The 24,042-nt window shown below is 66.4% G+C and carries 23 protein-coding genes; 19 read left to right on the top strand and 4 right to left on the bottom strand.

All coding sequences use genetic code 11. The features are described 5' to 3' along the window. Positions 1-102: 102 nt before the first annotated feature. Complete coding sequence (gene ybaL / locus CR157_RS05385; protein ID WP_110282466.1) at positions 103-1,830, bottom strand: YbaL family putative K(+) efflux transporter; 1,728 nt, start codon at positions 1,828-1,830, stop codon at positions 103-105. Between the two features lie 435 nt (positions 1,831-2,265). Between ybaL and CR157_RS05380 the strand changes: the two genes are divergently transcribed. Genes CR157_RS05380 through CR157_RS05370 form a run of 3 tightly spaced genes read left to right on the top strand, consistent with a single transcriptional unit; the run spans position 2,266 to position 5,789 of the window. Continuing rightward, the gene (locus CR157_RS05380) at positions 2,266-3,228 is read left to right on the top strand and encodes a TAXI family TRAP transporter solute-binding subunit (RefSeq protein ID WP_110282465.1); all 963 of its coding nucleotides are present in this window, start codon (positions 2,266-2,268) and stop codon (positions 3,226-3,228) included. 34 nt (positions 3,229-3,262) lie between these two features. Then, positions 3,263-3,772 (top strand): DUF1850 domain-containing protein, encoded by a 510-nt coding sequence (locus CR157_RS05375; RefSeq protein ID WP_258364068.1) that lies wholly within the window; start codon positions 3,263-3,265, stop codon positions 3,770-3,772. A 7-nt stretch (positions 3,773-3,779) separates the two neighbouring features. Then, positions 3,780-5,789, top strand: coding sequence for a TRAP transporter permease (locus CR157_RS05370; protein ID WP_110282464.1), 2,010 nt, complete (start codon positions 3,780-3,782; stop codon positions 5,787-5,789). 124 nt (positions 5,790-5,913) lie between these two features. Here the strand turns inward: CR157_RS05370 and CR157_RS05365 are convergent, their stop codons facing one another. Then, a complete protein-coding gene (locus CR157_RS05365) occupies positions 5,914-6,300 on the bottom strand; it encodes a hypothetical protein (protein WP_110282463.1) in 387 nt (128 codons plus the stop codon). Positions 6,301-6,561: 261 nt separating this feature from the next. Between CR157_RS05365 and purE the strand changes: the two genes are divergently transcribed. Both purE and CR157_RS05355 read left to right on the top strand, forming a co-directional pair. Beyond that, positions 6,562-7,068, top strand: coding sequence for a 5-(carboxyamino)imidazole ribonucleotide mutase (purE, locus tag CR157_RS05360; RefSeq protein ID WP_110282462.1), 507 nt, complete (start codon positions 6,562-6,564; stop codon positions 7,066-7,068). A 10-nt stretch (positions 7,069-7,078) separates the two neighbouring features. Then, complete coding sequence (locus CR157_RS05355) at positions 7,079-8,191, top strand: 5-(carboxyamino)imidazole ribonucleotide synthase (protein WP_110282461.1); 1,113 nt, start codon at positions 7,079-7,081, stop codon at positions 8,189-8,191. A gap of 54 nt (positions 8,192-8,245) precedes the next feature. Here the strand turns inward: CR157_RS05355 and CR157_RS05350 are convergent, their stop codons facing one another. After that, positions 8,246-8,971, bottom strand: coding sequence for a GntR family transcriptional regulator (locus tag CR157_RS05350; RefSeq protein ID WP_110282460.1), 726 nt, complete (start codon positions 8,969-8,971; stop codon positions 8,246-8,248). Positions 8,972-9,194: 223 nt separating this feature from the next. Here CR157_RS05350 and CR157_RS05345 point away from each other — a divergent pair, with 223 nt between their 5' ends. The 8 genes from CR157_RS05345 to CR157_RS05310 all read left to right on the top strand — a co-directional run bounded on the left by CR157_RS05345 (position 9,195) and on the right by CR157_RS05310 (position 17,088). After that, the gene (locus tag CR157_RS05345) at positions 9,195-9,479 is read left to right on the top strand and encodes a UxaA family hydrolase (RefSeq protein WP_110282459.1); all 285 of its coding nucleotides are present in this window, start codon (positions 9,195-9,197) and stop codon (positions 9,477-9,479) included. Positions 9,480-9,481: 2 nt separating this feature from the next. Beyond that, positions 9,482-10,651: a UxaA family hydrolase gene (locus CR157_RS05340; protein ID WP_110282458.1), complete on the top strand. Its 1,170-nt coding sequence runs from the start codon at positions 9,482-9,484 to the stop codon at positions 10,649-10,651. 161 nt (positions 10,652-10,812) lie between these two features. After that, positions 10,813-11,781, top strand: coding sequence for a tripartite tricarboxylate transporter substrate binding protein (locus CR157_RS05335; RefSeq protein WP_110282457.1), 969 nt, complete (start codon positions 10,813-10,815; stop codon positions 11,779-11,781). Between the two features lie 16 nt (positions 11,782-11,797). Beyond that, positions 11,798-13,330, top strand: a complete 1,533-nt coding sequence (locus CR157_RS05330; RefSeq protein WP_110282456.1) for a tripartite tricarboxylate transporter permease — start codon at positions 11,798-11,800, stop codon at positions 13,328-13,330. Then, on the top strand, positions 13,327-13,833 hold the full coding sequence (locus tag CR157_RS05325; protein WP_110282455.1) for a tripartite tricarboxylate transporter TctB family protein: 507 nt from the start codon (positions 13,327-13,329) through the stop codon (positions 13,831-13,833). Before CR157_RS05330 ends, CR157_RS05325 begins: the two co-directional genes overlap by 4 nt. A 76-nt stretch (positions 13,834-13,909) precedes the next feature. Continuing rightward, on the top strand, positions 13,910-14,851 hold the full coding sequence (locus CR157_RS05320; RefSeq protein WP_110282454.1) for a hydroxyacid dehydrogenase: 942 nt from the start codon (positions 13,910-13,912) through the stop codon (positions 14,849-14,851). Next, entirely contained in the window at positions 14,848-15,852 is a 1,005-nt protein-coding gene (locus CR157_RS05315; RefSeq protein WP_110282453.1) for an Ldh family oxidoreductase, read from the top strand. The genes CR157_RS05320 and CR157_RS05315 overlap by 4 nt, the downstream gene beginning before the upstream one ends. A 183-nt stretch (positions 15,853-16,035) precedes the next feature. Beyond that, positions 16,036-17,088 (top strand): YeiH family protein, encoded by a 1,053-nt coding sequence (locus CR157_RS05310; protein ID WP_219999878.1) that lies wholly within the window; start codon positions 16,036-16,038, stop codon positions 17,086-17,088. Positions 17,089-17,133: 45 nt separating this feature from the next. On the opposite strand, the gene CR157_RS05305 is transcribed toward CR157_RS05310, so the two are convergent. After that, entirely contained in the window at positions 17,134-18,159 is a 1,026-nt protein-coding gene (locus tag CR157_RS05305; protein WP_181421968.1) for a LacI family DNA-binding transcriptional regulator, read from the bottom strand. Positions 18,160-18,407: 248 nt separating this feature from the next. Here CR157_RS05305 and CR157_RS22180 point away from each other — a divergent pair, with 248 nt between their 5' ends. The 6 genes from CR157_RS22180 (at position 18,408) to CR157_RS05280 (ending at position 24,036) form a co-directional block, all read left to right on the top strand. Continuing rightward, a complete protein-coding gene (locus CR157_RS22180; RefSeq protein WP_146218652.1) occupies positions 18,408-18,635 on the top strand; it encodes a hypothetical protein in 228 nt (75 codons plus the stop codon). A gap of 46 nt (positions 18,636-18,681) precedes the next feature. Next, the gene (locus CR157_RS05300) at positions 18,682-19,866 is read left to right on the top strand and encodes a TRAP transporter substrate-binding protein (protein WP_110282451.1); all 1,185 of its coding nucleotides are present in this window, start codon (positions 18,682-18,684) and stop codon (positions 19,864-19,866) included. After that, positions 19,859-20,401 (top strand): TRAP transporter small permease, encoded by a 543-nt coding sequence (locus tag CR157_RS05295; protein ID WP_110282450.1) that lies wholly within the window; start codon positions 19,859-19,861, stop codon positions 20,399-20,401. The genes CR157_RS05300 and CR157_RS05295 overlap by 8 nt, the downstream gene beginning before the upstream one ends. Positions 20,402-20,412: 11 nt before the next feature. After that, positions 20,413-21,720: a TRAP transporter large permease gene (locus CR157_RS05290; RefSeq protein WP_110282449.1), complete on the top strand. Its 1,308-nt coding sequence runs from the start codon at positions 20,413-20,415 to the stop codon at positions 21,718-21,720. A gap of 239 nt (positions 21,721-21,959) precedes the next feature. Then, a complete protein-coding gene (hisD, locus tag CR157_RS05285; protein WP_110282448.1) occupies positions 21,960-23,273 on the top strand; it encodes a histidinol dehydrogenase in 1,314 nt (437 codons plus the stop codon). 1 nt (position 23,274) lies between these two features. Further along, positions 23,275-24,036, top strand: coding sequence for an SDR family NAD(P)-dependent oxidoreductase (locus tag CR157_RS05280; protein WP_110282447.1), 762 nt, complete (start codon positions 23,275-23,277; stop codon positions 24,034-24,036). The last annotated feature ends 6 nt before the right edge of the window (positions 24,037-24,042 follow it).

Genomic DNA, 24,042 nt, shown 5'->3' with positions numbered 1-24,042 from the left:
CGCCATGTACCTGCCGGGCAGCCCCTCGGCGCTGGCGCCGGTGGAGTGGGCGATGTTCGCCGGCTGGATGCTGCTGGGCCTGGCGCGGGAGCCCAATATCACCTACCGCCGAGCCAAGGCGTTCGCTCCCTGGTCTGGCGGGGGAGCAAAGCGCTTCAGGATATGGTTGGCCATCCCCTTCGCCAGCTCATCATCACCGAAGAAGACGCGATCGACCGCTTCCCTGGCCAGCAGCCTGGCGTCGTCTTCACTCTGGGCACGCACCGCCACTTCGATGTCGGGGTTCAGCGTTCTCGCCGTCTCGGTCATCTTGTGCACGTCGAGGGTATCGGGGATGGCGACGACCAGCATGGCCGCACGGGCGATGTGTGCCTGTATCAGCACGGATGGCTCGGCGGCGTCTCCCGAGACGGCCGCGATATCCTGCTTGCGCAGCGATTCCACCAACTCCCGGTTGTGTTCGACCACGACGAAGGGGATAGCGTGTCCGCGCAGCGCTTCACCGATCTGCTGTCCGACGCGGCCATAACCGACCAGGACCACTTGCCCCTCGAGGTAGCGCTCTTCGGTCGAGGCGGGGAGCTCGGCGAAGGGATCCCGGCGTCGATCCAGTTGGCGGGCAAGGCTGGAGTTCTCCAGCACCTTGCTACGCAACGGCTCGATCAGGCCGAAAATCATGGGGTTGAGTGCGATCGAAATCAGGGCTCCGGCCAGGATCAGGCTCTGCCCTTCCGCCGAGAGCAGACCCAGTGACATGCCGAGACCGGCCAGGATGAAGGAAAACTCCCCGATCTGGGCGAGGCTCGCCGCCACCGTTAAGGCCGTGCTCAGCGGATAGTGAAAGGCGGTGACGAGTACGGCAGCAGCGACGGACTTGCCGATGATGATGATGGCCACTACAGCGATCAGTCTGAGTGGGTGCTCGATGAGCACGCCAGGTTCGAACAGCATGCCCACGGAGACGAAGAACAGCACCGCGAAAGCGTCCCGCAGAGGCAAGGATTCTTCAGCCGCCCGGTGGCTGAACGTCGACTCTCGCATGACCATGCCGGCGAAGAAGGCGCCGAGCGCAAAGGAAACACCGAACAGTTCGGCGGCACCGAACGCGATGGTGATCGCCGCCGCAATGACCGCAAGCGTAAACAGCTCCCGTGATCCTGTCCGGGCCACCTGCCACAGCATCCAGGGCATGACGCGGCGCCCCACGATCAACATCAATGCCACGAAGGCGCCGACCTGCAGGAGCGTCAGGCCCAGTGTCCGCCAGAGGGGAGGCTGGAAGGTGCCGTCTGTCTCGGCCCCGCCGAGTATCCCGGCCAGGGGAGGCAGCAGCACCAGCACCACCACCATGGCCAGGTCTTCCACGACCAACCAGCCGACCGCGATGTATCCATTCATCGACTCGAGGATCCCTCGGGCTTCCAGCGCCTTGAGCAGCACCACCGTACTGGCTACCGACAGCGACAGGCCGAACACCAGGCTGCTGCCGAGACTCCAGCCCCACGTCCCCGCGATGGCCATGCCCAGGAGCGTCGCCACCGTCATCTGGGCAATGGCGCCAGGCAGCGCCACACGCTTGACCGAGAGCAGATTATCCAGAGAGAAGCGCAGGCCCACGCCGAACATCAGCAGCATGACCCCCAACTCGGCCAGTTGGGTCGCGGCCCCCATGTCGGCCACGTAACCCGGCGTGGCCGGCCCGATGGCAATGCCCGCCAAGAGATAACCCACGAGAGCGGGAAGCTTCAATTTTTCGGCGAGGATGCCGAGAACCAGGGCGAGGCCGAAGCCTGCGGCTACCGTTGTGATGAGTGTCGTGTCGTGGGGCATGGACCTTGTATCGCTGTGATCGCTATTGGCTGGACGTCAATTCAAACCATGTCTTCAAATGCCCAGGCTGAACCCAGTATATGACCCAACCTCCGGCGACGCCGTCGACGACGAGTCGCTCCTGGGCTCGCCCTACAAGCAGGGTTCTCCGACATCGCGATCGCGCGCGAGTATTGCCCGAGCCTGACCCCGGACGATGGTGGCGATCCCCATCGGCGCCCATATCGTCGCCAGGGTGAAGGCGCAGGTCGCGGGGTAGGGCGGTGCCTGGCCGCTGGTCGACCATCGGGGAGTTGCCGAAAATCCCTGAAAACGTAGAAATAGTGCCATTGGCCTCCCACGCGGGGGGGTGCTAGCTTTCCGACAGGCGCCCAGTCCTCCCGAGCGCCGTCGATCATCACACCACAACCTGGTTCCAAGGACCGGAGGAGTTCCATGCACATCTTCAAGTACGCCGTTGCTGCCTCGCTGATCGCCACGGCCCCGCTGGCCGCGGCCCAGCAGCTCTCCATCGCCACCGGCGGTACCGGCGGTGTCTACTATCCCTACGGCGGCGGTCTGGCGGAACTGATCAACAACCATATCGAGGGCGCCAGCGCGGTGGCCGAGGTGACCGGCGCCTCCGTCGAGAACATGGGCCTGGTATGGCGCGGCGATTCCGACCTGGCCCTGGCCCTGGCCGACACCGTCTACCAGGCCTACTCCGGCACCGGGGACTTCGAGGGCCGCCAGCTCGACAACATCCGTGCCCTGGCCTCCATCTATCCCAATGCCGTGCAGCTGGTCACCCTGGCGGATTCCGACATCGAGTCGCTCGCCGACCTGGAGGGCAAGCGCGTCTCGGTGGGCGCGCCGGGCAGTGGCACCGAGCTCAATGCCCGCGCCCTGCTGGAAGCCAACGGCATCAGCTACGATGACTTCATGCCCCAGCGCCTCAACTTCAACGAGACCGCCGATGCCATCCGCGACGGCGACATCGATGCCGGCTTCTGGAGCGTGGGGCCCCCCACCAGCTCGATCCTCAACCTGGCCACCACCCGCGACATTCGCCTGATCGGTTTCTCCGACGAGGAGGTCGCCAAGGCGCGGGAGAACGAGCCGGTCTTCGCGCCCTATGAGCTGCGTGCCGGCATCTATGATGGTGTCGAGGAACCGGTCCAGACCATCAGCATTCCCAATGTGCTGGCGGTGAGCAGCGAGATGGACGAGGAACTGGCCTACCAGATCACCCGGATCCTGTTCGAGCACACCGACGAGCTGATCGCCATCCACCCGGCGGCCAACGACACCACCGTGGAGTTCAGCATCGACTCCACGCCGATCGCCTTCCACCCCGGCGCCCTGCGCTACTACGAGGAGGTGGGCGTCGAGGTGGCGGACCACCAGCGGCCGGAATGATCCACCCCCTCGGGCACTGAAGATGGGTGCCACGATGAACCCCCGGAGTCGCCGTGCCTTCGCGCCGGCGACTTGGCGTGCGCTGGCCCTGGGATTGATGCTGGCCGTCTCCCCGGTCGGGGCCGACGACGCGGGGCGGCTGGAGGTGCGCGGTGACGACGACCGCCTGATCCTCGCCCTGCCCATGCCGGAGGGCGAGCGCTGGTGCCTGGAGTGGAACCACTCCGTGACCGGTATCCGGGTCCAGGACTGTTACCGCCACCGCGCGGGGCGTATGGTGCTCGAGCGCAGCCATCAGCCCGATTTCGCCGCGGGGCTGGGCCATGTGCCGGGGCGCGGCCGCCAGGTCTCCGATGGCCGGGGCGGCTACTGGATCGAGGAGATCGACGAGCCCGTCCCCGGCAACCGCTACTACCTCCGGGTCGGCTCCCCGGGGGTCGATCACCGACTGCTGCATGCGGGGCGCCGGCTGAGCATCAGCGAGCGGGCCGCCGGCGAGCGGGTGACGATCCACCTGCGATCCCCATCAACCACTCCCCCTTGAGGCGTGCATGAGCGACTCCCCGACTCCGCCCGTCACCGTGCCCGGTGGCAATGCCATCCAGCCCCGGCCGATCCTCTGGTTGATCACCCTGGTGGCCGTGGGGCTTTCCCTGTTCCAGCTCTATGCCGCCGGCATCCAGCCGCTGGGACTCTTCTACCAGCGCAGCATCCACCTGATGCTGATCATGATGCTGGCCTTCCTGATCTTTCCGGTGTTCGGCACGAAGCGTGCCCGTGGCGCGCTGGGCGGGGTCATCGATGCGGTCTTCTTCGCCGGGGCACTAATCACCGGGGGCTACCTGGTGATCTACCTCGACGAGATCATCGGCCGGGCCGGCTTCTGGAGCCAGACCGACATCGTCGTCGGCTGCATCGCCACCGTGACGGTGCTGGAAGCCAGCCGCCGGGCGGTGGGCCTGGGCATGACCCTCATCGGCGCCGTGGCCATCCTCTACGCCTTCGCCGGCCCGCGGGGCGAGCTGCCCTGGCTGGGCCAGTTCCTTCCCGGCATCCTCGAGCATCGCGGCTACAATATCGACCGCGTGGTCGGCCAGCTCTACCTGGGGCAGGAGGGCATCTTCGGCCTGCCGCTGGGCGTGGCCGCCACCTTCATCTTCGTCTTCGTGCTGTTCGGCGCCTTCCTCGAGAGCACCGGTGCCGGCAAGTTCTTCATCGACATGGCCTACGCGGCCACCGGGCGCCAGCGCGGGGGGCCGGCCAAGGCGGCGGTGCTGGCCTCCGCCGGCATGGGCTCCATCTCCGGCAGCGCCATCGCCAACGTGGTGACCACCGGCGCCTTCACCATCCCCCTGATGAAGCGCCTGGGCTACAAGCCCCACCAGGCCGGCGGCATCGAGGCGGCGGCCTCCACCGGTGGGCAGATCATGCCGCCACTGATGGGCGCCGGGGCCTTCCTGATCGCCGAGTACACCGGGGTGCCCTACCTGGAGGTGGTCAAGGTCAGCATCCTGCCCGCGATCATGTACTTCGCCACCGTCTACCTGTTCGTGCACATCATCGCGCTGAAGCAGGGCATGCAGGGCATGGCCCGCAGCGAGCTGCCCCAGATGCGCCAGGTAATGCGCGATGGCTGGCACTTCCTGCTGCCGCTGGGGGTGCTGGTCTGGCTGCTGGCGATGCACATGTCGCCGATGCGGGTGGGCTTCTATGCGGTGATCACCATGGTCGTCGTGGCGGTCCTGCGCTACACCGTCTGGTTTCTGTTCGTCGCCCCCACCCAGGGCCAGCCGGTGACCCCGGCCGCCATCGGACGGGTGGTCCGGGCCGGCATCGTCAAGCTGGTCGAGGGGCTCGAGCTCGGTGCGCGCAACGCCGTGGCGGTCTCCATGGCCTGTGCCGTGGCGGGGATCATCGTCGGCGTGGTGGGCCTGACCGGCCTGGGCCTGAAGTTCTCGGCGATGATGATGGCCTTCTCGGGCGGCAACATCATCCTGGCGCTGGTCATGGTCCTGCTGGCCAGCCTGGTGCTGGGCATGGGCCTGCCGGTCACCGCCAGCTACATCGTGCTGATCGTGCTGGTCGGGCCGGCACTGACCGCCGAGTTCGGCATCCCGCTGCTGATCGCCCACCTGGTGGTGTTCTGGTACTCCCAGGACTCCAATGTCACGCCACCGATCGCCCTGGCGGGCTTCGCCGGGGCGGCCATCGCCGGCAGCAAGCCCATGGAGACCGGCTTCCAGGCGTGGAAATTCGCCAAGGGGCTCTACCTGATCCCGGTGTTCATGGTCTTCAACCCCGAGATCATCATGGGCGGCCCCTGGCCGGTGGTGATCTGGAACGGGGTGATCGCGCTCCTGGCACTGGGCGCCTTCGCCGCAGCCCTGGAGGGGTATCTCTTCATGCGGATGTCCTGGTTGCCGCGGATCGCCATCTCGGGGGCCATCATCGCCGTCTTCTATCCGGACCTGCTGGTGGAGGTCGCCGGGGTGGTGGTGATGGCGCTGGCCCTTGGCGGCAACTGGCTGGCCAGCCGTCGCCGGGCGCTGACCGCCGGCTGAGCGCGGTCCCCGAACAGCAGGAAGCCCAGCAAGCATGGCCTGCTGGGCTTCGCGGTCAGGCTGACCATCTCACCAGGCCCCGTCCGAGTCGGCCCGGACGGGGCCCTTGCGGTCGGCGCGGCCCTTACTGGTAGTCGTAGCCGTCGTCCTCGGTCGTTTCCGCCTCCTCTGCGGAGGTTTCCGCGTCGTCTGCCATGGGCTCGTCCTCCGCGTCCATGGCATCGCCCTCCTCGGGCATCTCGTCGGTCTCCGTGGCCTCGGTCTCGACGGCGGTGTCGGAGGATTCGGTGCCCGCTTCGGTCTCTTCCTCCAGCATGGCCTCCTGGGAGTCCTGGAGGTCCTCGTCCGGCTCGTTCGCGGCCGCTTCGTCGCCGGCCGTGGTGGCCGGCTCGTCGGCCGCGGTCTCGGTGCTCTGGTCGGTGGTGTCCGTCGCCTCTTCGTCGGCGTTGTCGCAGCCGGCCAGCGCCAGGGTGCCGGCGAGTGCGGCGATCAGGATCATGGAACGCTTCATGGTGTTGTCTCCTTCCCGGGATAAGGCCCGTGAGGTTTCACGAGCGGTGTTTCATTGCCCAAGACTAATGGTTAATCGTCCTGACAAGGCGCAACAAGGGTGCAATCGTTGTCGCCTGTCAACGACAGCAGCAGGCGGCGAGGCTTTCCACGACCCGCGGGAGACGGTATGCTGCGCGGTTTTCGGGCGGCTACGCTTGTGTTGTCGGGCCGTCGTTGCGTGTTCGCGGGGGCCGCGACATCATCATCGAGGGAGTTGTCCATGCAGTCGTCGCACCAGGCGCCACGGGTTGGCGTGATCATGGGATCGAAATCCGACTGGCCGGTCATGGAGCATGCCGTGGCGATGCTCGAGCGTCTCGGGGTCTCCTGCGAGACCTGCGTGGTCTCGGCCCACCGCACCCCGGACCTGCTGTTCGACTACGCCAAGTCCGCCGCCGAGCGCGGCCTGCAGGTGATCATCGCCGGTGCCGGCGGGGCGGCGCACCTGCCGGGCATGGTCGCCGCCCAGACACCGCTGCCGGTGCTCGGCGTGCCGGTGGAGTCCAAGGCGCTGAAGGGCCTCGATTCTCTGCTCTCCATCGTGCAGATGCCCGGCGGCATTGCCGTGGGCACCCTGGCCATCGGCAAGGCCGGGGCCACCAATGCCGGCCTGCTGGCGGCCCAGATCGTCGGCCTGCAGGACGCCACCGTGCGCGCCGCCGTCGAGGCCTTCCGCGCCGAGCAGACGCAGACGGTGCTCGACAATCCCGACCCGCGGGCCGAGTGAGGAGACAGGCATGAACATCGGAGTCCTGGGTGCCGGCCAGCTCGGCCGCATGCTGGCCCTGGCGGGCTATCCGCTGGCCAACCGCTTCACCTTCCTCGATACCACCGGTCACCCCAGCGCGGGCATCGGTGACGTCATGGTGTATACGGATCAGCACCATCTCGACGACTTCCTGGCCAAGGTCGACCTGGTCACCTACGAATTCGAGCACCTGCCGGTGGCGCTGGTCCGGGCCATCGAGGAGGTCAAGCCCGTCTTTCCCTCCAGCGAGGCGATCCGCGTGTGCCAGAACCGCGCCGAGGAGAAGGCGCTGTTCGACCGCCTGGGCATCCCGACCCCGGCCTACCGGCTGGTGGAGCACGCCGACGAGCTCGAGGCCGCCGCCCGCGAGCTGGGCTGCCCGGTGGTGGCCAAGTCGGTGACCGAGGGCTATGACGGCAAGGGCCAGGCGGTGATCCGCGACCCGGCCGAGGCCGCCGAGGCCTGGCGCGCAATCAATCACCCCCGGCTGATCGTCGAGGCCTTCGTCGACTTCGTGCGCGAGGTGTCGATCATCGCCGTGCGCGGCCGCGACGGCGAAGTGGTCTTCTATCCCATGGCCGAGAACGTCCACGTCGACGGCATCCTGCGCTACTCCCTGGCGCCGATGCCGGATCTCGACGACAGCGTGCAGCTGGTCGCCGACGACTATATCCGCGCGCTGCTCGACGAGCTCGACTATGTCGGCGTGCTGACCCTGGAGCTGTTCCAGACCCGCGACGGCGGGCTGCTGGCCAACGAGATGGCCCCGCGGGTGCACAACTCCGGCCACTGGAGCATGGACGGGGCCGTGACCAGCCAGTTCGAGAACCACCTGCGCGCCATCCAGGGCCTGCCGCTGGGTGATACCGCGGCGCGGATGCCCACCTGCATGGTCAATGTCATCGGCCGCGAGGGCGATCCCGCTGCCATCCTGGCCATCGAGGACGCGCACCTGCATCGCTACGACAAGGCCGAGCGCCCCGGCCGCAAGCTGGCCCACGTCAACCTGCTGGCCCCGACCCACGAGGCGCTGCTGGAGAAGGCGCGCGCCTGTGCGGCGCTGCTGCCCGAGGCGCCGGTGCCGCGTTTCAGTTTCGAGTAGGCAGGCGCCCGCCACCCCGCCAGGTTCGAGAAGGCCCCGCACGGCGGGGCCTTTCTATAGCTCGTTCAAGTAATAGTGGTTCTGCGTCTCGCAACGGGAAACGCGGAACTCGAGGGGATTGCCTTGGAGATCCTTGGCAATCCGGTGAATCTCCAGCAGTGGTGTTCCTGAGGGGATTCCCAGATGCCGGTGCTCCTCCTTGCCTGCCGCCACGGCGAAGAGGCGTTCCTCTGCATGGGCGACGCTCTGGTTGAAGCGCTGCTGATACAGTTGGTAGAGGGTGTTGGGGAGTGTCTGGGGCTCGCGCTCCAGGTCCCGGAAGCGATCGGCTGATACCACCAGGTCCTCCAGCAACGCCGGCACCTCCTCCAGCTCCCGTACCCGGCGAATATGCACCACTGCTGCTTCCAACCTCAGTCCCAAGGCTTCGGCCTCTTGCGCCGTGGCTGCACGCCGCTCGCGGATCAGTACCCGGGAGATGGGTAGTGTGCGCGTGCCGTCCAGGCGCACCAGGTGGAAGAACTGGAACAGGGAGCGATCACTGTCATGGGTAGCGACTACCGTGCCCTTGCCCTGGTGACGCAGCACCACGTGCTCGGCGGCAAGGGCATCCAACGCCTTGCGCAGCGTGCCCACGCTGACCCCGTACTCCTTCGCCAGGGCGGATTCGCTGGGAATGAAAGTGCCGGGAGCCCACTCCCCCGAAACGATTCGCTCAAGCAGGACATCCTTGATCTGTTGATACAGCGGGCGGTAACTGGGTGTCAGCGGCTGATCCATGTCTCGATTCCTGTCTGTTCAATCCCGGCCAGGCGCTAGTGGTGACCGGGCATCATGGCTTTAGTCCCGATTATAGCAAAAACATCTAGAGGACTCTTGACTGTTCTATGTCATATGTCATATACATGAGTTGAGGGTTCGCAGCATTCAGTCCGCCGCGGTCTTGTCATCAGGGGGGAAGTGAGACACCCCCAACAAACCTCGCACGTGGAGAGGAGACATCATGAGTATCGACTTCGTAGTACATGATGCCGGCGATAGTGTCGGCGTGGTGGTAGTCGAGGGAATTCAGGCCGGTCAAGAACTGACCGGGTGGGTCATGCACGAGGATCAGACCATCACCTGCCAGGTGAGCGACCCGATTCCGATCGGCCACAAGCTGGCGATCCGGGATTTGGCCGAGGGCGATACCGTGATCAAGTACAGCGTCGACATCGGTCGGGTGGTGAAACCGATCAAGCAGGGTGAGCACCTGCACGTCCACAACGTCAAAACCAAGAGGTGGTAAGGATGGAAATCAAGGGTCGCAAGTTTCTGGGCTATCGCCGTGAGAACGGCCGTGTCGGGGTGCGCAACCACGTCATCGTGCTGCCGGTCGACGATATCTCCAACGCTGCCGCCGAGGCCGTCGCCAACAACATCAAGGGCACCCTGGCTCTGCCGCATCCCTACGGCCGCTTGCAGTTCGGTGCCGACCTGGACCTGCACTTCCGTACCCTGATCGGTACCGGCTGCAATCCCAACGTGGCTGCTGTCGTGGTCATCGGCATCGAGCCGGGCTGGACCCGGAAAGTGGTTGACGGCATCAAGGCTACCGGCAAGCCGGTCGAGGGGTTCTGGATCGAGCAGAATGGGGATCACAACACCATTTGCGCCGCTTCGAAAAAGGCGCGTGAGTTCGTGCAACATGCCACCGAGCTGCAGCGCGAGGAGTGCGACATCGATGAGTTGTGGGTGTCGACCAAGTGTGGTGAATCCGATACCACCTCGGGCTGTGGAGCCAACCCCACCGTAGGCGCCGCCTTTGACAAACTCTACGAGGCGGGTTGCACCCTGGTCTTCGGTGAGACCTCCGAACTTACCGGTGGCGAGCACCTGGTAGCCGAGCGCTGCGCCACGCCACAGGTGCGCGAGCAGTTCCAGGCGATGTTCGATCGCTACAGCGCCATGATCGATCGCCACAAGACCAGCGATCTCTCCGAATCACAGCCGACCAAGGGCAATATCGAGGGTGGCCTTACCACTATCGAGGAGAAGGCACTGGGCAACATCCAGAAGATCGGGCGGACCTGCAAGGTCGACGGGGTACTGGACAAGGCCGAGACGCCGGACAAGCCGGGACTGTGGTTCATGGATTCCTCGTCTGCCGCCGCCGAGATGGTGACACTGTGTGCCGCCTCCGGCTACGTGGTGCACTTCTTCCCCACCGGCCAGGGCAACGTCATCGGCAACCCCATCCTGCCGGTCATCAAGATCTGCGCCAACCCGCGTACCGTGCGGACCATGGGCGAGCACGTCGACGTCGATGTTTCGCACCTGCTCAAGCGCGAGATCAACATGGAAGAGGCCGGCGACCAGCTGCTCGAGATGATGCTGCGCACCGCCAATGGTCGGAATACCGCGGCCGAAGCCCTGGGCCATCGCGAGTTCGTGCTGACCCGTCTCTACGAGAGCGCCTAAGCCAGCACGCCCCCTCTCGTCGGAGGGGGCGTTGGCGTATGACGAAGCCACGAAACACGAGAGGAGGTGCCACCTTATTTTCCATGACGTCGGGTTCAGAGTTCTCGACGTCGAGATGCATGCAAGCTCAGCACGACAACAACACTATCTGGAGGTAAGCCATGCGAGTCTCTCGATCATCCATCGGCCTTGCAGCGGGTATCGGTATGGCCATCGTCACCAGCCTGTCAATGGTGGCGTCGGCGAATGAGTTCCCCTCTAACAATGTTCGGTACGTGATCCCCTTCGGCCCCGGTGGCGAGTCTGACATCAGCGCCCGCCTGCAGCAGAAGTACTTCGAGGAGATCACCGGCGAACAGCTGGTCGTGCAGTATATGCCCGGTGGCGGTGGCGCCGTGGGTTGGTCCCAGCTCAAGGATATGACGGCCGACGGCTATACCATCATGGGGTCCAACCTGCCGCACATCATCCTCAAGCCGATGGGCAAGGACGTCGGCTTCCAGGCCGAGGATCTCAACAACTTCTTCTATTTCCACTATTCCCCTGACGCCATCCTGGTGCGTAATGACAGCCCCTACGAGACCCTCGACGACTTGATTCAGGCCGCCAAGCAGGCGCCCGGTGTAGTCACCCTGTCCGGCAGCGGGACCTACAGTGCCAATGATGTCGCCAACACCCGCTTCCAGCAGCTGGCCGACGTTACCACCACCTACATCCCCTTCAAGGGCACCGGGGCCGCAGTGACAGCGTTGTTGGGCGGACAGGTGCAAGCAGAGTGGGGCTATACCACTGTGGCCGCCAACCACCAGGACAAGCTGCGTATGCTCGCGGTGGCCGCCGAGGAACGCCATCCCATGTTCCCCGACGTACCGACCTTTAAGGAGCTCGGCTACGACATGGTGGGCGGCGCCTACCGCGGCATGGCGGTTCCGGAAGGCACTCCCGTGGAGATCCGGCAACGACTCTCCGACATCTTCCAGCAGATCAATCAGAACCCGGCCTTCCAGCAGAAGATGCAGGACCTCGGCTTCGTGTTGATCGATGTGCCGCTCGAGGAGATGCCGGAATTCATGGCGGAGCAGCGACGCGTCTACGAGGAAACCGCTCGTGAACTCGGCTTGATCGACTGAGCCACGGAGGAGCCGCATGGAGATTCTCACGTATGCGCTCGGGGCCCTCTCGCCGGTCAATCTGGGACTGGCTCTGGTCGGGGTGGCCGCGGGTATCATCATCGGGGCCCTGCCGGGCCTCTCGGCCACCATGGCGGTGGCGGTGCTGGTCCCGGTGACCTTCGGTATGGCGCCGGAATCGGCGCTGATCATGCTGGGGGCCATCTATACGGGTGCCATCTACGGCGGCTCCTATTCCGCCATCTTGGTCAATACGCCGGGGACCCCCTCGGCCATCGCCACCACCTTCGACGGCTTCCCCATGGCCAAGCGCGGCGACGGTGACCTGGCGGTCACCCTCTCGACGCTGGCCTCGGTAGCGGGCGGCTTGATCGGGGTGCTGGCGTTACTGACTCTTGCCCCGCTTCTGGCCCAGGTCGCCCTGAGCTTCGGGCCGGTGGAGTACTTCTGGCTGGCGATCTTCGGGTTGACGCTGATCTCGGCGCTGTCCGAGGGCTCCACGCTCAAGGGCTTCATCGGCGCCGGCTTCGGGCTATTGCTGTCGACGATAGGCGTGGCCGTGGTAGGGGGCGATACTCGCTATACCTTCGGCTCCCAGGTGCTGTTGGGGGGGATCGAGACGGTGTCGGCGCTGATCGGCCTGTACTGTATTCCCGTCCTCATCGATCTCGTGGCGACGCCCGAGGCTCACCTCAAGGTCGACGGGGAGCAGCGGGGGATTCGGCTGCGCGAGGGCCTGGGGTTGGCCTGGTTAGGCAAGTTCAACCTGTTCCGCTCGGCCTCTATCGGCACGCTGGTGGCCATCCTGCCCGGGGCCGGTGGCTCCATCGCCAGCCTGGTGTCCTACTCCGAGGCGCGACGCGCCTCGCGCCAACCCCAAACCTTCGGCAAGGGCAATCCTCAGGGGGTGCTGGCCACAGAAGCCGCCAACAACGCCACCGTGGGCGGCGGCTTCATTCCCACCCTGGTGTTGGGCATCCCCGGCACGCCCCCGGATGCGGTGATCCTGGGCGCGCTGCTGGTGCAGGGCTTCCGCACCGGGCCGGAGCTGTTCACCACCAACGCCAGCATCACCTACACCTTCATCGCCGGCCTCTTCCTGGCCACCTGCCTGCTGCTGCCACTGGGGCTATTGATCGGACGCTATGCCTTCAAGTCGATCATCACTATTCCCAAGGCGCTGTTGGTGCCGACCATCGCCTTCATGACCGTGATCGGGACCTATGCCATTCGTAACAGCATCAGCGATGTGGTGATCATGCTCACCCTGGGAGTGGCAGGGTGGCTGCTCAATCGCTATGGCTTCCGGCCGTCACCCATTGTTCTCGGGCTGATACTGGGCCCCATCGCCGAGCAGGGGTTCGTCCAGGGGTTCCTCATGGGCCGCGCTAGTGGGGCGATGTTCACGACCTTCTTCGGGGGCCCCATTTCCCTGACGATCATCGCGCTGTCCGTCGTCAGTGTGTTCTATCCCATCGTCAAAGAGCGGTTGGCACGGCGCCGGGGTGACCCGGGCAGTCGCGGTTCTCACAAGGAGGCCTCTTCATGAGCAATGCAATGCCCAAGGCCCGGGTGTCGCGCGGCGAGATCCGGGCCGCCTGTTCGGCGCGTGCCGAATACCTGCTGCCCCTGCTGTTCATCGCCCTAGGGAGCCTCTGTCTCTGGCAGGCCCGCGACATGAGCCAGCTGGGGGCGGTCTTCCCCGTGACGATCGCCGCGGTGATGATCTTGGCCAGCGTGCTGCGGCTGCTGCAGCTCACCCTGCATCGGGTCATCGACAATGTCGAGCGCCATCAGGACTCCACGCCACGGCGCGTGCTGCTGGTGGTGGCCATGACTGGCTGGGCGCTGATCATGCCCTGGGCCGGCTTCCTGCTGGCCGGGCTGGCAAGCTTCTTCTTCCTGATGCTGATTGCCCAGCACAAGCCCTGGACGCCGCGCCGGCTACTGGGTCACCTGATGACCGGCGTGGTGCTGGTAGCCTGCTTCTATGGGCTCTTTGCGCTGCTGCTTAACGTGCCACTGCCAATGGGCAGGTGGTTCATGGGCTGAGGCCAACGGGGCGGCCCTTCCTGACCAACCACAATGAGAGCCGGGCATGCCGCCCGGTCGAAGGAGAAAGGTTCTGATGCCCAAGATCGTGATTTCCGAATTCATGGACGAGCAGGCCGCCGCCAGCCTCGAGGACCGCTTCGCGGTGGTCTTCGACACTGCTCTGGTAGAGGAGCGGGCGACACTGCTCGCGGCGGTGGCCGAGGCCGATGGCATCATCGTGCGCAACCGCACCCAGGTGGATGTCGAGCTGCTGGCGGCCGCACCGCGACTCAAGGTGGTGGGGCGCCTGGGCGTGGGGCTTGACAACATCGATCTGGATGCCTGCAAGGCCCGGGGTGTGTCGGTCAAGCCGGCCCATGGCGGCAACGGCAGTTCGGTGGCCGAGTACGTGCTGACCGGCGCCCTGATGCTGCGCCGCCAGGCCTATTTCGCCAGCCACGTCATGTTGGCGGGGGAGTGGCCGCGCCAGGCCTTGATCGGTCGCGAGGTGGCCGGCAGCACCCTGGGGCTGGTGGGCTTCGGCGCCATCGCCCAGGAGACGGCGCGCCGGGCATCGGCACTGGACATGGAGGTGGCGGCCTTTGATCCGCATCTGAGCGCGGAGGCGCCGGAGTGGTCGGGGGTCGAGCGCCATGACAGCCTGGCGTCGCTGCTCGAGGCCGCCGATGTGATCAGCCTGCACGTACCGCTGACCGAGGCGACCCGATACCTCATCGACGCCGAGGCCCTGGGCCGCATGAAGTCCGATGCGGTGCTGATCAATGCCGCCCGGGGCGGCACCGTCGACGAGGCCGCTCTGGCCGATGCCCTGCGTAACGAACGGCTTGCCGGGGCCATGCTCGACGTGTTCGAGCAGGAGCCATTGCCCGCGGGGTCGGTGCTTGAGGGCGTGCCGAACCTGATCCTGACGCCGCACATCGCCGGCGTGACCCAGGAGTCCAACGCCCGCATCAGCCAGATGACGGCCGACAACGTACGCGCGGTGCTGGTGCAGTCGGCGGAGGTGCACTCATGAGCGAGACCGTCAAGCTGGGGGTCGAGCAGGCCCGTGAGCTGGCGTTGGCGGCCATGCGCGGGCGGGGCTTCGGCGAGGCCGAGGCAGCGGACACCGTCGAGGCGCTGCTGGCAGCAGAGCGTGACGGCCTGCCGTCCCACGGTCTGTCACGCTTGCCGTTCTATCTGGATCAGGCCGCCAGTGGCAAGGTCGCGGCCGAGGCGGTGCCGAGCGTCGAGACCGATGGTGCCGTGGTACGAGTCGATGCCCGCTACGGCCTGGCCTTCCCGGCCATGGCCCGCGGGCTCGAGGCCGGCATCGAGTGTGCCTCACGTCTGGGCATGGCGGCGGTGTCCATCGCCCGCTCGCATCACTTCGGCGTCGCCGGGGCGCCGGTGGAGGCTGCCGCCCGGCGCGGCTACCTGGCCCTGGCCTTCAGCAACGCCCCCTCGGCCATGGCGCCCTGGGGCGGCAACCGGCCGCTGTTCGGCACCAATCCCATCGCCTTCGCCTGCCCGCGCCGGCACGCCGATCCACTGCTGCTGGACCTGTCGCTGTCCAAGGTGGCCCGGGGCAAGGTGATGCTGGCCAAGAAGCAGGGCCAGCCGATCCCGGAGGGCTGGGCCCTGGATGCCGAGGGAAGGCCGACCACCGACGCCGACGCCGCCCTGGCGGGCAGCATGATCCCTGCGGGGGACGCCAAGGGCGCGGCCCTGGCGCTGATGGTGGAATTGCTCACCGCGGGACTCGCCGGCAGTCACTTCGGCTTCCAGGCCAGCTCCTTCTTCGAGGCCGAGGGGGAGCCACCGGGCATCGGCCAGTTGATCCTGCTGTTCGATCCGAGGCGTTTCTCGCCCGGCTTCGTCGAGCACGCCGAGACCCTCTTTGCGGTGATGCAGGACCAGCCGGGCGTGCGGCTCCCCGGTGACCGGCGTTATCAGCTGCGTCGCGAAGGCGATGACCAATTGACGCTGCCGGCCGCCCTGGTGGCGGACCTGATGGCCCACGTCACGGCGAGCTGAGCGCCTGGTCGACCTGCTGGCGTCAGGGGCTCTTGGGGATCTCATCCGGGGCATGACCCAGCGAGCGGCCGTCCTCCGTGGTGGTGCCACCGCCTACCTGATGAAGGCGTTGGCGTCCCCCGGCTCCCTCGCGCCCGGATCGGCCGGGTTACCGGGCGACCCCCAACAATCGATGGAGACCCCATGATCCTCGAACGTGGAAAACAGGCCCTGTACTGGCCCCTCGGCATCGCGAAGAGCGCAATGAGCGCCGTTCCCCGGGTGGGACAGGGCGTCCTGGTGTGCGTCACCATCGCCCTGGCGACGACGTTCATCGCCGACCACTACGGTGGGCCGACGCTGCTCTATGCGCTGCTGTTCGGCATGTCGCTGCACTTCCTCTCCGAGGAAGGACGCTGCGTGGCCGGTATCGAGTTCGCGGCACGGACCATCCTGCGCCTGGGGGTGGCGCTGCTGGGCGTGCGCATCACCATCGAGCAGGTCACGGAACTGGGTGTCGGGCCGGTGCTGACGGTCGTCGCCGGCGTCTCGCTGACCATCCTGATGGGCGTGGCCCTGGCCCGCCTGCTGGGATTGCATCGCGACATGGGATTGCTGACCGGTGGTTCGGTGGCTATCTGTGGCGCTTCGGCGGCGCTGGCGCTGTCGGCGGTGATGCCGCGCCACGAGACCAGCGAGCGCAACACCATCCTGACGGTCGTTGGGGTCACCACGCTGTCGACCATGGCCATGGTCACCTATCCGCTGATCGTGGGCGTGCTGGGGCTCAGCGACGACCAGGCCGGCATTTTCCTGGGCGGCACCATCCACGATGTGGCTCAAGTGGTCGGGGCCGGTTACATGATCTCCGAGAGCACCGGCGACGTCTCGACCTTCGTCAAGCTGTTGCGGGTTGCCATGCTGGTGCCGGCGGTGATGGCCTTCATGTTCCTGTTCCGCCACACCCGCAACGCAGAGGGGAAGGGCAAGGTCCCCATGTTGCCCGGCTTCCTGGTGGCCTTCGTGATGCTGGTGATCATCAACAGCCTGGGGCTCATTCCGCCCCTGGTCACCGAGGGCTTCACCAACCTGTCGCGCTGGTGCCTGGTCACGGCGATCGCCGCGCTGGGGATCAAGACTTCCTTCCAGAAGTTGGCGGTGGTCGGCTGGAAGCCGGTGATGCTGATGGCAGCGGAAACGGTATTTCTGCTGCTGGTGGTGCTGGCCTTCATCTTCTTCGGCTGGGTGGGCGCTTGATGCAGAACCATCGCGGCTAGGATGCTGCGGCCACGGGATGACCGTCTAGTCGATCGGTGCCGGGCCGGTCGATTCCCTGAGCGCCAGGGGGGCATCCAACAGCTGGAGGTGGGGCATGATCTTGCCGTCGATGCGCGCGATCAGGGCGTCAGCCACCCGACGGCCGATCTCGATCGCCGGCACCGCGACCGTCGTTAGCGGGGGCGACATGAAGCGGGCCTGAGAGAGGTCGTCGAAACCGGTAACCGAAAGTTGGTCGGGGACGCAAACCCCTTTCCGCTGGGCGGCCAGCATGACGCCGAAGGCCAGGGTGTCGTTCCCACACAGGATGGCCGTGGGGGGCGCCTCTAGTCCCATCAGCGTCTCGAAGGCCCGGGCGCCCTCGGCGATGCCGTATTCCACCGTGACGATGCGTTCCGGCGGCAGGGGACAGCCTGCGGCCTCGGTCGCCTGGCGGAAGCCCTCCAGGCGGGCCCGGGCCCGATCGTTGCCCTCGGTGGGGGCGCTCACCACCGCCAGGCGACGGTGACCGAGCCTCAGTAGGTGTTCGGCAAGGCGGCGGGCCGGGGCGGCGTTGTCGAAGCCGATGCACGGCCAGGCCGGGTCGTCCTCGGCATGCCAGCAGCTCAGAAAGGGCAGCCGGCGTCGTGCGAGCAGGGTGCCGACCGCCGGGCGATGATCGTGGCCGATCAGCACCACCCCGTCGACCCCCTGCTGCACCAGGGTGCGCAGGGCCTGGAGTTCGTCATCCAGGTCATAGCGATAGGTGGCGATCAACAGCCGGCAGTCGTGGTGCTTGAGGCGCTGCTCCAGGCTGTCGATCATGGCACCGAAGATGGGGTTGTCCAGGGTCGGTACCAGGGCCCCGATGGCACCTATGCGCCGCGAGGCCAGGGCTCGGGCGTTTCCGTCCGGCACATAGCCGAGCCGCTCGATGGCGGCCTCGACGCGCTCGCGCAGCCGCTCGCTCACGTGGGGCGCCCGGTTGAGGACCCGTGACACCGATGCTGTCGAGACCCCCGCCTCGCGGGCCACATCCTCGAGCAGCGTGCGCTGCGTCTCCTTGTTCATGGGGTCTCCGCCCTCCTGGTTCGGCCCACGACCCCGGGTCGGGGACGTCGTCATCATGCGGGCATCTTTTTGCTGGACAAGTCCTCTAGAGGAGTCTAGGTTGAGGTCAACGCGGTTGTAAGCGCTTACAAGAAACCTGCTCGCAGTATAGCCCCAACGGGGGCGCCGGCAAGCGCAGCGCCCGCGGAAGCCGGAGGAGGGTGCCTCCGCCGGACCACGACAACAACGACACGCTGGAGCCTACGACGATGACGGATTCTCCACGCAAGGCAAGCGGGCCTAGGACCATCGGCGGCCTGATGTGGCTGGCCCTGGGCCTGTTCGCCGTCTTCTTCCTCAACGTCGCCATCCAACGCTTCCGCCCCGGGCTGCTCGACGTCTCCGCGGCCCAGGAGGCGGCGCTGCTGGTGATCGCCACGGCCTGTTTCATCTCCGCCTGCCTCAGGCTGGAGTCGCGACAGTCCCCCACGCCATGACCCCGGGTCTGGCCGAGCTTCAACAACAATCAAGAGGAGCACGCTGATGATACCCTTCAACAATCCCCTCACTCGCCAGTCCGGTACCGACGGGGAGCCCAGCCGGCCGGAGCGGCGCCAGTTCATGGGCGCCGTGGCCCGTTACGGCTTTACCGCCGCGGTGATCGGCGGTGTCGGCGGTGCCCTGTTCTCGGAGCACGCCATGGCGCAGACCTCCCAGGAGGAGCGCGAGCGCGCGGCCGCCGCCGAGATCACCCTGACGATGGCCACTGGCTATACCCTGGGGTCTTCTCGGGCCTATCCGATCATGCAGCTCAATTTCAAGGAGAACCTGCAGAACTTTACCGGCGGCCGGCTCTACGTGAAGCTGGCACCCGGTGGACAGCTTGGCGCTGGCGGGGACCTGGTGAGCAAGGTGCAGAACGGCACCATCGCCATGGCGCAGCACTCCATCTCCAACCTTTCTCCGTTCGCCCCCGAGGTCGACCTGATCAACATCCCCTACTGGTGCGGCGACAACCAGCGTCTGGTCAACCTGGTCACCTCGACGACCTGGCGTGATGTCGTCCACCACAAGGTGGAGGAGCGTGGCTTCAAGGTGTTGAGCTACGTTTGTATCGACCCGCGGACCGTGGCGGTGCGTAAGGGCCTGCTCGACGGCCCGGTACGGACCCCCGAGGACATCAAGGGCATCAAGTTCCGGGTGCCGTCCTCGGCGATCCTGCAGAAGGTCTATCGTCTGGCCGGCGCCAATCCCACCCCGGTGGCCTGGGGCGAGACCACCTCGGCGATGCAGCAGGGCGTTGCCGATGCCCTGGACCCCAGCGTTCAGGCGTTGCTGGTGTTCGGGTTCACCGACGTGCTGTCGAGCATCTCCACCATCCAGTCGGTCCCCGACGCCCAGGTCTATACCTGCAACAAGAAATGGTTCGATGCCCAGCCCGCCGCGATCCAGGAGGGCATCCTGCAGGCTGCCGATGTCACCTTCCGCGAGAACCTGGCCAAGGTGCCCGCGGCGCGGGCCTATGCCTACCATCAGATGCGCCAGGCCGGGATCGAGATCTATTCGCCCAGCGAGGACGAGCTCGCCCAGTGGAAGGCGCGCTGCGGTCACCAGCTGCCGGCCTGGGAAGATACCAAGCGTGAGCTGGCCGGCTCCCTGGATGTATTCGAAGAACTGCTGGCGGCTACGGAGGTGTCGAATGGCTATTACGTCGACAACAATGCCTAAGAAGGACGCCTGGCGTGCCTTCCGCCTGCGTTGCGATCGCATCGATCGGAAGAGCGAGCGCTGGCTGCTGCTCACCTTCTACGCGCTGATCATCCTGACGGTCGCCATCGAGGTCATTCGCCGCTTCGTGCTGAACTACTCCTCCGTATGGGGCGAGGAACTGGCCCGCTATGCCTTCATCTACCTCGCCTGGATCGCCGCCGCGGCGGCGGTCCGCGACCGCGCCCATATCCGCATCGACGTGCTGGTCAACCTCGGCGGGCCGCGGATGCAGCGACTCGCCTGGTGGCTCTCGGACATCGCCACCCTGGTGCTGGCCGTGTGGGCGCTGTGGCTGTCCGTCTCGCCGGTGTTGACGTCGCTGGAGTTCGGCTCGCTGACCCCGGGGCTGCGCCTGTCCCAGGCCCTGTTCTTGATGGCGATCCCCATCGGCTTCCTGCTGATCGCGTCCCGGGTGGTGCAGACGATGATGGGGGATATCCGTCGCATGCGGCGTGGTGAACCTCCCTTCGATGGCCACAAGTTGTTCGACTGAGGAGGTCCGCTATGGAATTCATGACGATTGGGCAGGCCGCCGCAGATCTGGGGTGGACCTTCTATGGGCCTTTGGCGGTCCTGGTCGGGCTGATCGTGCTGGGCGTGCCGATCTGGGTGGCCATCGGCCTGGGTTCACTGGGCATGCTGACGATGACCGAGACGTTGCCGTTGTCGGTGTTCGGCGAGTCGCTGTTCGAGGGCATCAATGCCTTCGCACTGATCGCCGTTCCGCTGTTCATCCTGACCGGCGATGCCCTGGTGCGATCGGGACTCTCGGACAAGTTGCTCGATGTGGCCGAGGCCAGTGTCGGTGGCATGCGCACCGGGCTCGGTAGCTCCACCACCCTCGGTTGCGGCTTCTTCGCCTGCATCTCGGGTTCCGACGCCGCCGGCGCGGCGGCGGTGGGGCGCATGACCATCCATCGCCTGGTGGAGCGGGGCTACCCCTTGCCGGCAGCCTGTGCGCTGGTGGCCTCCGGGGCCTGTACCGGCATCCTGATCCCGCCGTCGATCGCCTATATCGTGATGGGTCTGGTGCTTGGCATGTCGGTCTCGACCCTGTTCCTGGCTGCTGCGATCCCCGGGGTGCTGGTGATGCTCTCGGTGATGATCACCAATGTGGTGCTCAATCGCCTTTATGGCTTTGAAGGCGATCGGGTGCGTTTCTCCTGGCGCCGCTGGGGAGCCACGGTATGGGATGCCCGCTGGGCGCTGTTCGTGCCGGTGGTAATTCTGGGTGGCATCTACTCGGGCATCTTCACCCCGACCGAGGCGGCCTCGGTAGCCGTGGTGGTGGTTGTGCTGATCGGCTTCCACCAGGGGCGCCTGACTCTCGGCGATATACCGCGAATGCTGGAGTCTTCGGCACGGGTCTGCGGCGTCATCGTGCCGATCATCGCCGTGTCGCTGCCCCTGGCCCAGACGCTGGCCAGTCTGGATATCCCCCAGACTCTAGTCGTCGGCATCGGCGAACTGACCGACTCCCCGGTAATCATCATCCTGCTGATGATCGGCATTCTGGTCCTGGCGGGCTGCGTGATGGAGACCACGCCCAATATCGTGATCTTGTCGCCTTTGCTGCTGCCGGTGGCTCTCCAGGCGGGCATGAACGAGTTCCATTTCGCGATCTTGATGGTGACCACCCTGGGCCTGGGCTTCATCACGCCACCTCTGGGGCTCAACCTCTTCGTGGTCTCGGGACTAACACGCTGCTCGGTACTGGCCATCGCCCGCTACGCCTTCCCCTTTGTGCTGGGCATGCTGCTGGTGGTGCTGCTGATCGCCTTCGTGCCTTGGCTATCGACCTGGGGGCTCTAGGCCGGGCCCAAGGGAGATGACCGCGAAAGCCATCTCCTTGACTCGAAATTGTAAGCGCTTACATAGGTGGTGCACTGACGTAGACACAACCCCTGGCGCTCCCCGCGAGGAATCGCCGACGCCAGGGCAGGGCGGCAGGCGTCGCGACCGCCCAGCAGTGAGATCCGGGCCCCATGGGGCAACGGTGAACCAACGACAACGACCGCAACAACAACCGCAACGAAGAGAGGAAGACAACGATGGCGATCCACTACTACAAGAAGGCCGACAAGAACGCGTCCACCGGCTACGACCAGACCCAGGAGACCGTCTCCCGCATGCTGGCCGAGATCGAGGCCGAGGGCGAGGCCAAGGCCAAGGAGTACTGTCGCACCCTGGACGGCTGGGAAGGGGACGTGGTGGTCGGCCGCGAGCAGATCGAGGCGGCCAAGGCCAAGGTGCCCGAGCAGCTCAAGCAGGACATCCACTTCGCCTACGAGCGGGTGAGCCGCTTCGCCGCCGCCCAGCGCGACAGCATAGGCGAGTTCGAGAGCGAGTTGTCGCCGGGACTGTTTGCCGGGCAGAAGCTGATTCCGATGGAAACCGCCGGCTGCTATGTGCCCGGCGGACGCTATGCGCATATCGCCTCGGCGATCATGAGCGTGGCCACGGCCAAGGTGGCCGGCGTCAAGAATGTTGTGGCCTGTTCCGTGCCGCGGGACGAGAAGGGCATCCACCCGGCGATCCTCTATGCCATGGACCTGGCCGGGGCCGATACCATCCTGCAGATGGGCGGGGTGCAGGGCATCGCCTCCATGGCCTTCGGGCTCTTCACCGGCAAGCCGGCCGATATCCTGGTCGGTCCCGGCAACCGCTTCGTGGCCGAGGCCAAGCGCCAGCTATTCGGGCGCTGCGGCATCGACATGTTCGCCGGCCCCACCGAGATCGGCATCATCGCCGACCAGGATGCGGACCCGGCGATCGTCGCCGCCGATCTGGTGGGCCAGGCTGAGCACGGGCCGGATTCCCCGGCCTGGCTGTTCACCACCTCCCGCGAGCTGGCCGACGCCGTGTCCGCGTGGATGCCCGGCCTGATCGCCGCCCTGCCCGAGACCCAGCGCAAGGCGGCGGACGCCGCCTGGCGGGACTACGGCGAGATCATTCTCTGCGACACGCGCGAGGAGGTCGTCGAGGTCAGCGACCGCTATGCCTCCGAGCACCTGGAACTGCAGGTCGCCGATCTCGACTGGTGGATGGCCCGGCTTACCAGCTACGGCTCGCTGTTCGTCGGAGAGGAGGCCAGCGTGGCCTTCGGCGACAAGTGTTCCGGGACCAACCACATCCTGCCGACCAAGGGGGCGGCGCGCTATACCGGCGGCCTGTGCGCCCAGAAGTTCCTCAAGATCGTCACCTACCAGCGCCAGAGCCGCGAGGCCACCCGCAGCGTGGCGGCGGCCACCGCGCGCCTGTCGCGCTGCGAGGGGATGGAGGGGCATGCGCGTACCGGTGACGTCCGCCTGGCCAAGTACTACCCGGACGAGACCTTCGACCTGGTGATCGCCGAGGAGGTGTGAGATGCGGCCCTGCTTCGAACTCGACGGCCGGGTGGCCCTGGTCACCGGCGGCAGCAGTGGCCTGGGGCGGGCCATGGCCGAGGCCCTGGCCGGTGCCGGCGCCCGGGTGGTGGTGGCCGCCCGGCGGCATGAGGCCCTGGAGGCGAGCGTGGCGACCATCGAAGGGGAGGGCGGCCAGGCGGCCGCCCTCGTCGCCGACCTTGCCGACCCCGGCGCCCTGGAGGAGACCGCCCGCCAGGCGGCCGAGCCCTTCGGGCCGGTGACCATCCTGGTCAACGCCGCCGGCGTCAACCTGCGCCAGCCCATCGAGGAGGTCGACCTGGCCGCCTGGCAGCTGACCCTGCAGCTGCACCTGGGCACGCCCTTCTTCCTGTCCCGGGCCCTGGTGCCCGGTATGCGGGCCGAGGGCTACGGGCGCATCATCAACCTGGCCTCGCTGCAGTCGCAGCGGGCCTTCCCCGACAGCGCGCCCTACGGGGCCGGCAAGGGGGGCATCGTGCAACTGACCCGGGCCATGGCCGAGGCCTGGTCACGCCACGGCATCAACGCCAACGCCATCGCCCCGGGGTTCTTCCCCACCGAGCTGACGGCCCCGGTGTTCGACGACCCGGCCTCGTCCGAGGCCCTGGCCGGGCGCACCGCCATCGGCCGTAACGGCACCCTGGCTGACATCGCCGGGCCCACCGTCTTCCTGGCGTCCCCCGCCTCCGGCTATGTGACCGGACAAACGCTCTACGTCGATGGCGGCTTCACCGCCAAGTGAGTTCAC

Origin of the sequence: Halomonas sp. LBP4 (assembly GCF_003202205.1) — a bacterium.
GTDB classification, from domain to species: Bacteria; Pseudomonadota; Gammaproteobacteria; order Pseudomonadales; family Halomonadaceae; genus Halomonas; species Halomonas flagellata.
The sequence above is the reverse complement of the archived record's forward strand: the minus strand, read 5'-3'. Positions and strand labels throughout refer to the sequence as shown.

Excerpts from the sequence above, each read along its gene's own strand:
- purE (WP_110282462.1), top strand. The coding sequence starts at position 6,562 with ATGCAGTCGTCGCACCAGGCGCCACGGGTTGGCGTGATCATGGGATCG.
- hisD (WP_110282448.1), top strand. The coding sequence starts at position 21,960 with ATGGCGATCCACTACTACAAGAAGGCCGACAAGAACGCGTCCACCGGC.
- CR157_RS05365 (WP_110282463.1), bottom strand. The coding sequence starts at position 6,300 with ATGAAGCGTTCCATGATCCTGATCGCCGCACTCGCCGGCACCCTGGCG.
- CR157_RS05370 (WP_110282464.1), top strand. The coding sequence starts at position 3,780 with ATGAGCGACTCCCCGACTCCGCCCGTCACCGTGCCCGGTGGCAATGCC.
- CR157_RS05375 (WP_258364068.1), top strand. The coding sequence starts at position 3,263 with ATGAACCCCCGGAGTCGCCGTGCCTTCGCGCCGGCGACTTGGCGTGCG.
- CR157_RS22180 (WP_146218652.1), top strand. The coding sequence starts at position 18,408 with ATGACGGATTCTCCACGCAAGGCAAGCGGGCCTAGGACCATCGGCGGC.
- CR157_RS05350 (WP_110282460.1), bottom strand. The coding sequence starts at position 8,971 with ATGGATCAGCCGCTGACACCCAGTTACCGCCCGCTGTATCAACAGATC.
- CR157_RS05325 (WP_110282455.1), top strand. The coding sequence starts at position 13,327 with ATGAGCAATGCAATGCCCAAGGCCCGGGTGTCGCGCGGCGAGATCCGG.
- CR157_RS05315 (WP_110282453.1), top strand. The coding sequence starts at position 14,848 with ATGAGCGAGACCGTCAAGCTGGGGGTCGAGCAGGCCCGTGAGCTGGCG.
- CR157_RS05355 (WP_110282461.1), top strand. The coding sequence starts at position 7,079 with ATGAACATCGGAGTCCTGGGTGCCGGCCAGCTCGGCCGCATGCTGGCC.
- CR157_RS05295 (WP_110282450.1), top strand. The coding sequence starts at position 19,859 with ATGCCTAAGAAGGACGCCTGGCGTGCCTTCCGCCTGCGTTGCGATCGC.
- CR157_RS05340 (WP_110282458.1), top strand. The coding sequence starts at position 9,482 with ATGGAAATCAAGGGTCGCAAGTTTCTGGGCTATCGCCGTGAGAACGGC.
- CR157_RS05330 (WP_110282456.1), top strand. The coding sequence starts at position 11,798 with ATGGAGATTCTCACGTATGCGCTCGGGGCCCTCTCGCCGGTCAATCTG.
- CR157_RS05300 (WP_110282451.1), top strand. The coding sequence starts at position 18,682 with ATGATACCCTTCAACAATCCCCTCACTCGCCAGTCCGGTACCGACGGG.
- CR157_RS05320 (WP_110282454.1), top strand. The coding sequence starts at position 13,910 with ATGCCCAAGATCGTGATTTCCGAATTCATGGACGAGCAGGCCGCCGCC.
- CR157_RS05380 (WP_110282465.1), top strand. The coding sequence starts at position 2,266 with ATGCACATCTTCAAGTACGCCGTTGCTGCCTCGCTGATCGCCACGGCC.
- CR157_RS05310 (WP_219999878.1), top strand. The coding sequence starts at position 16,036 with ATGATCCTCGAACGTGGAAAACAGGCCCTGTACTGGCCCCTCGGCATC.
- CR157_RS05305 (WP_181421968.1), bottom strand. The coding sequence starts at position 18,159 with ATGAACAAGGAGACGCAGCGCACGCTGCTCGAGGATGTGGCCCGCGAG.
- ybaL (WP_110282466.1), bottom strand. The coding sequence starts at position 1,830 with ATGCCCCACGACACGACACTCATCACAACGGTAGCCGCAGGCTTCGGC.
- CR157_RS05280 (WP_110282447.1), top strand. The coding sequence starts at position 23,275 with ATGCGGCCCTGCTTCGAACTCGACGGCCGGGTGGCCCTGGTCACCGGC.
- CR157_RS05345 (WP_110282459.1), top strand. The coding sequence starts at position 9,195 with ATGAGTATCGACTTCGTAGTACATGATGCCGGCGATAGTGTCGGCGTG.
- CR157_RS05335 (WP_110282457.1), top strand. The coding sequence starts at position 10,813 with ATGCGAGTCTCTCGATCATCCATCGGCCTTGCAGCGGGTATCGGTATG.
- CR157_RS05290 (WP_110282449.1), top strand. The coding sequence starts at position 20,413 with ATGGAATTCATGACGATTGGGCAGGCCGCCGCAGATCTGGGGTGGACC.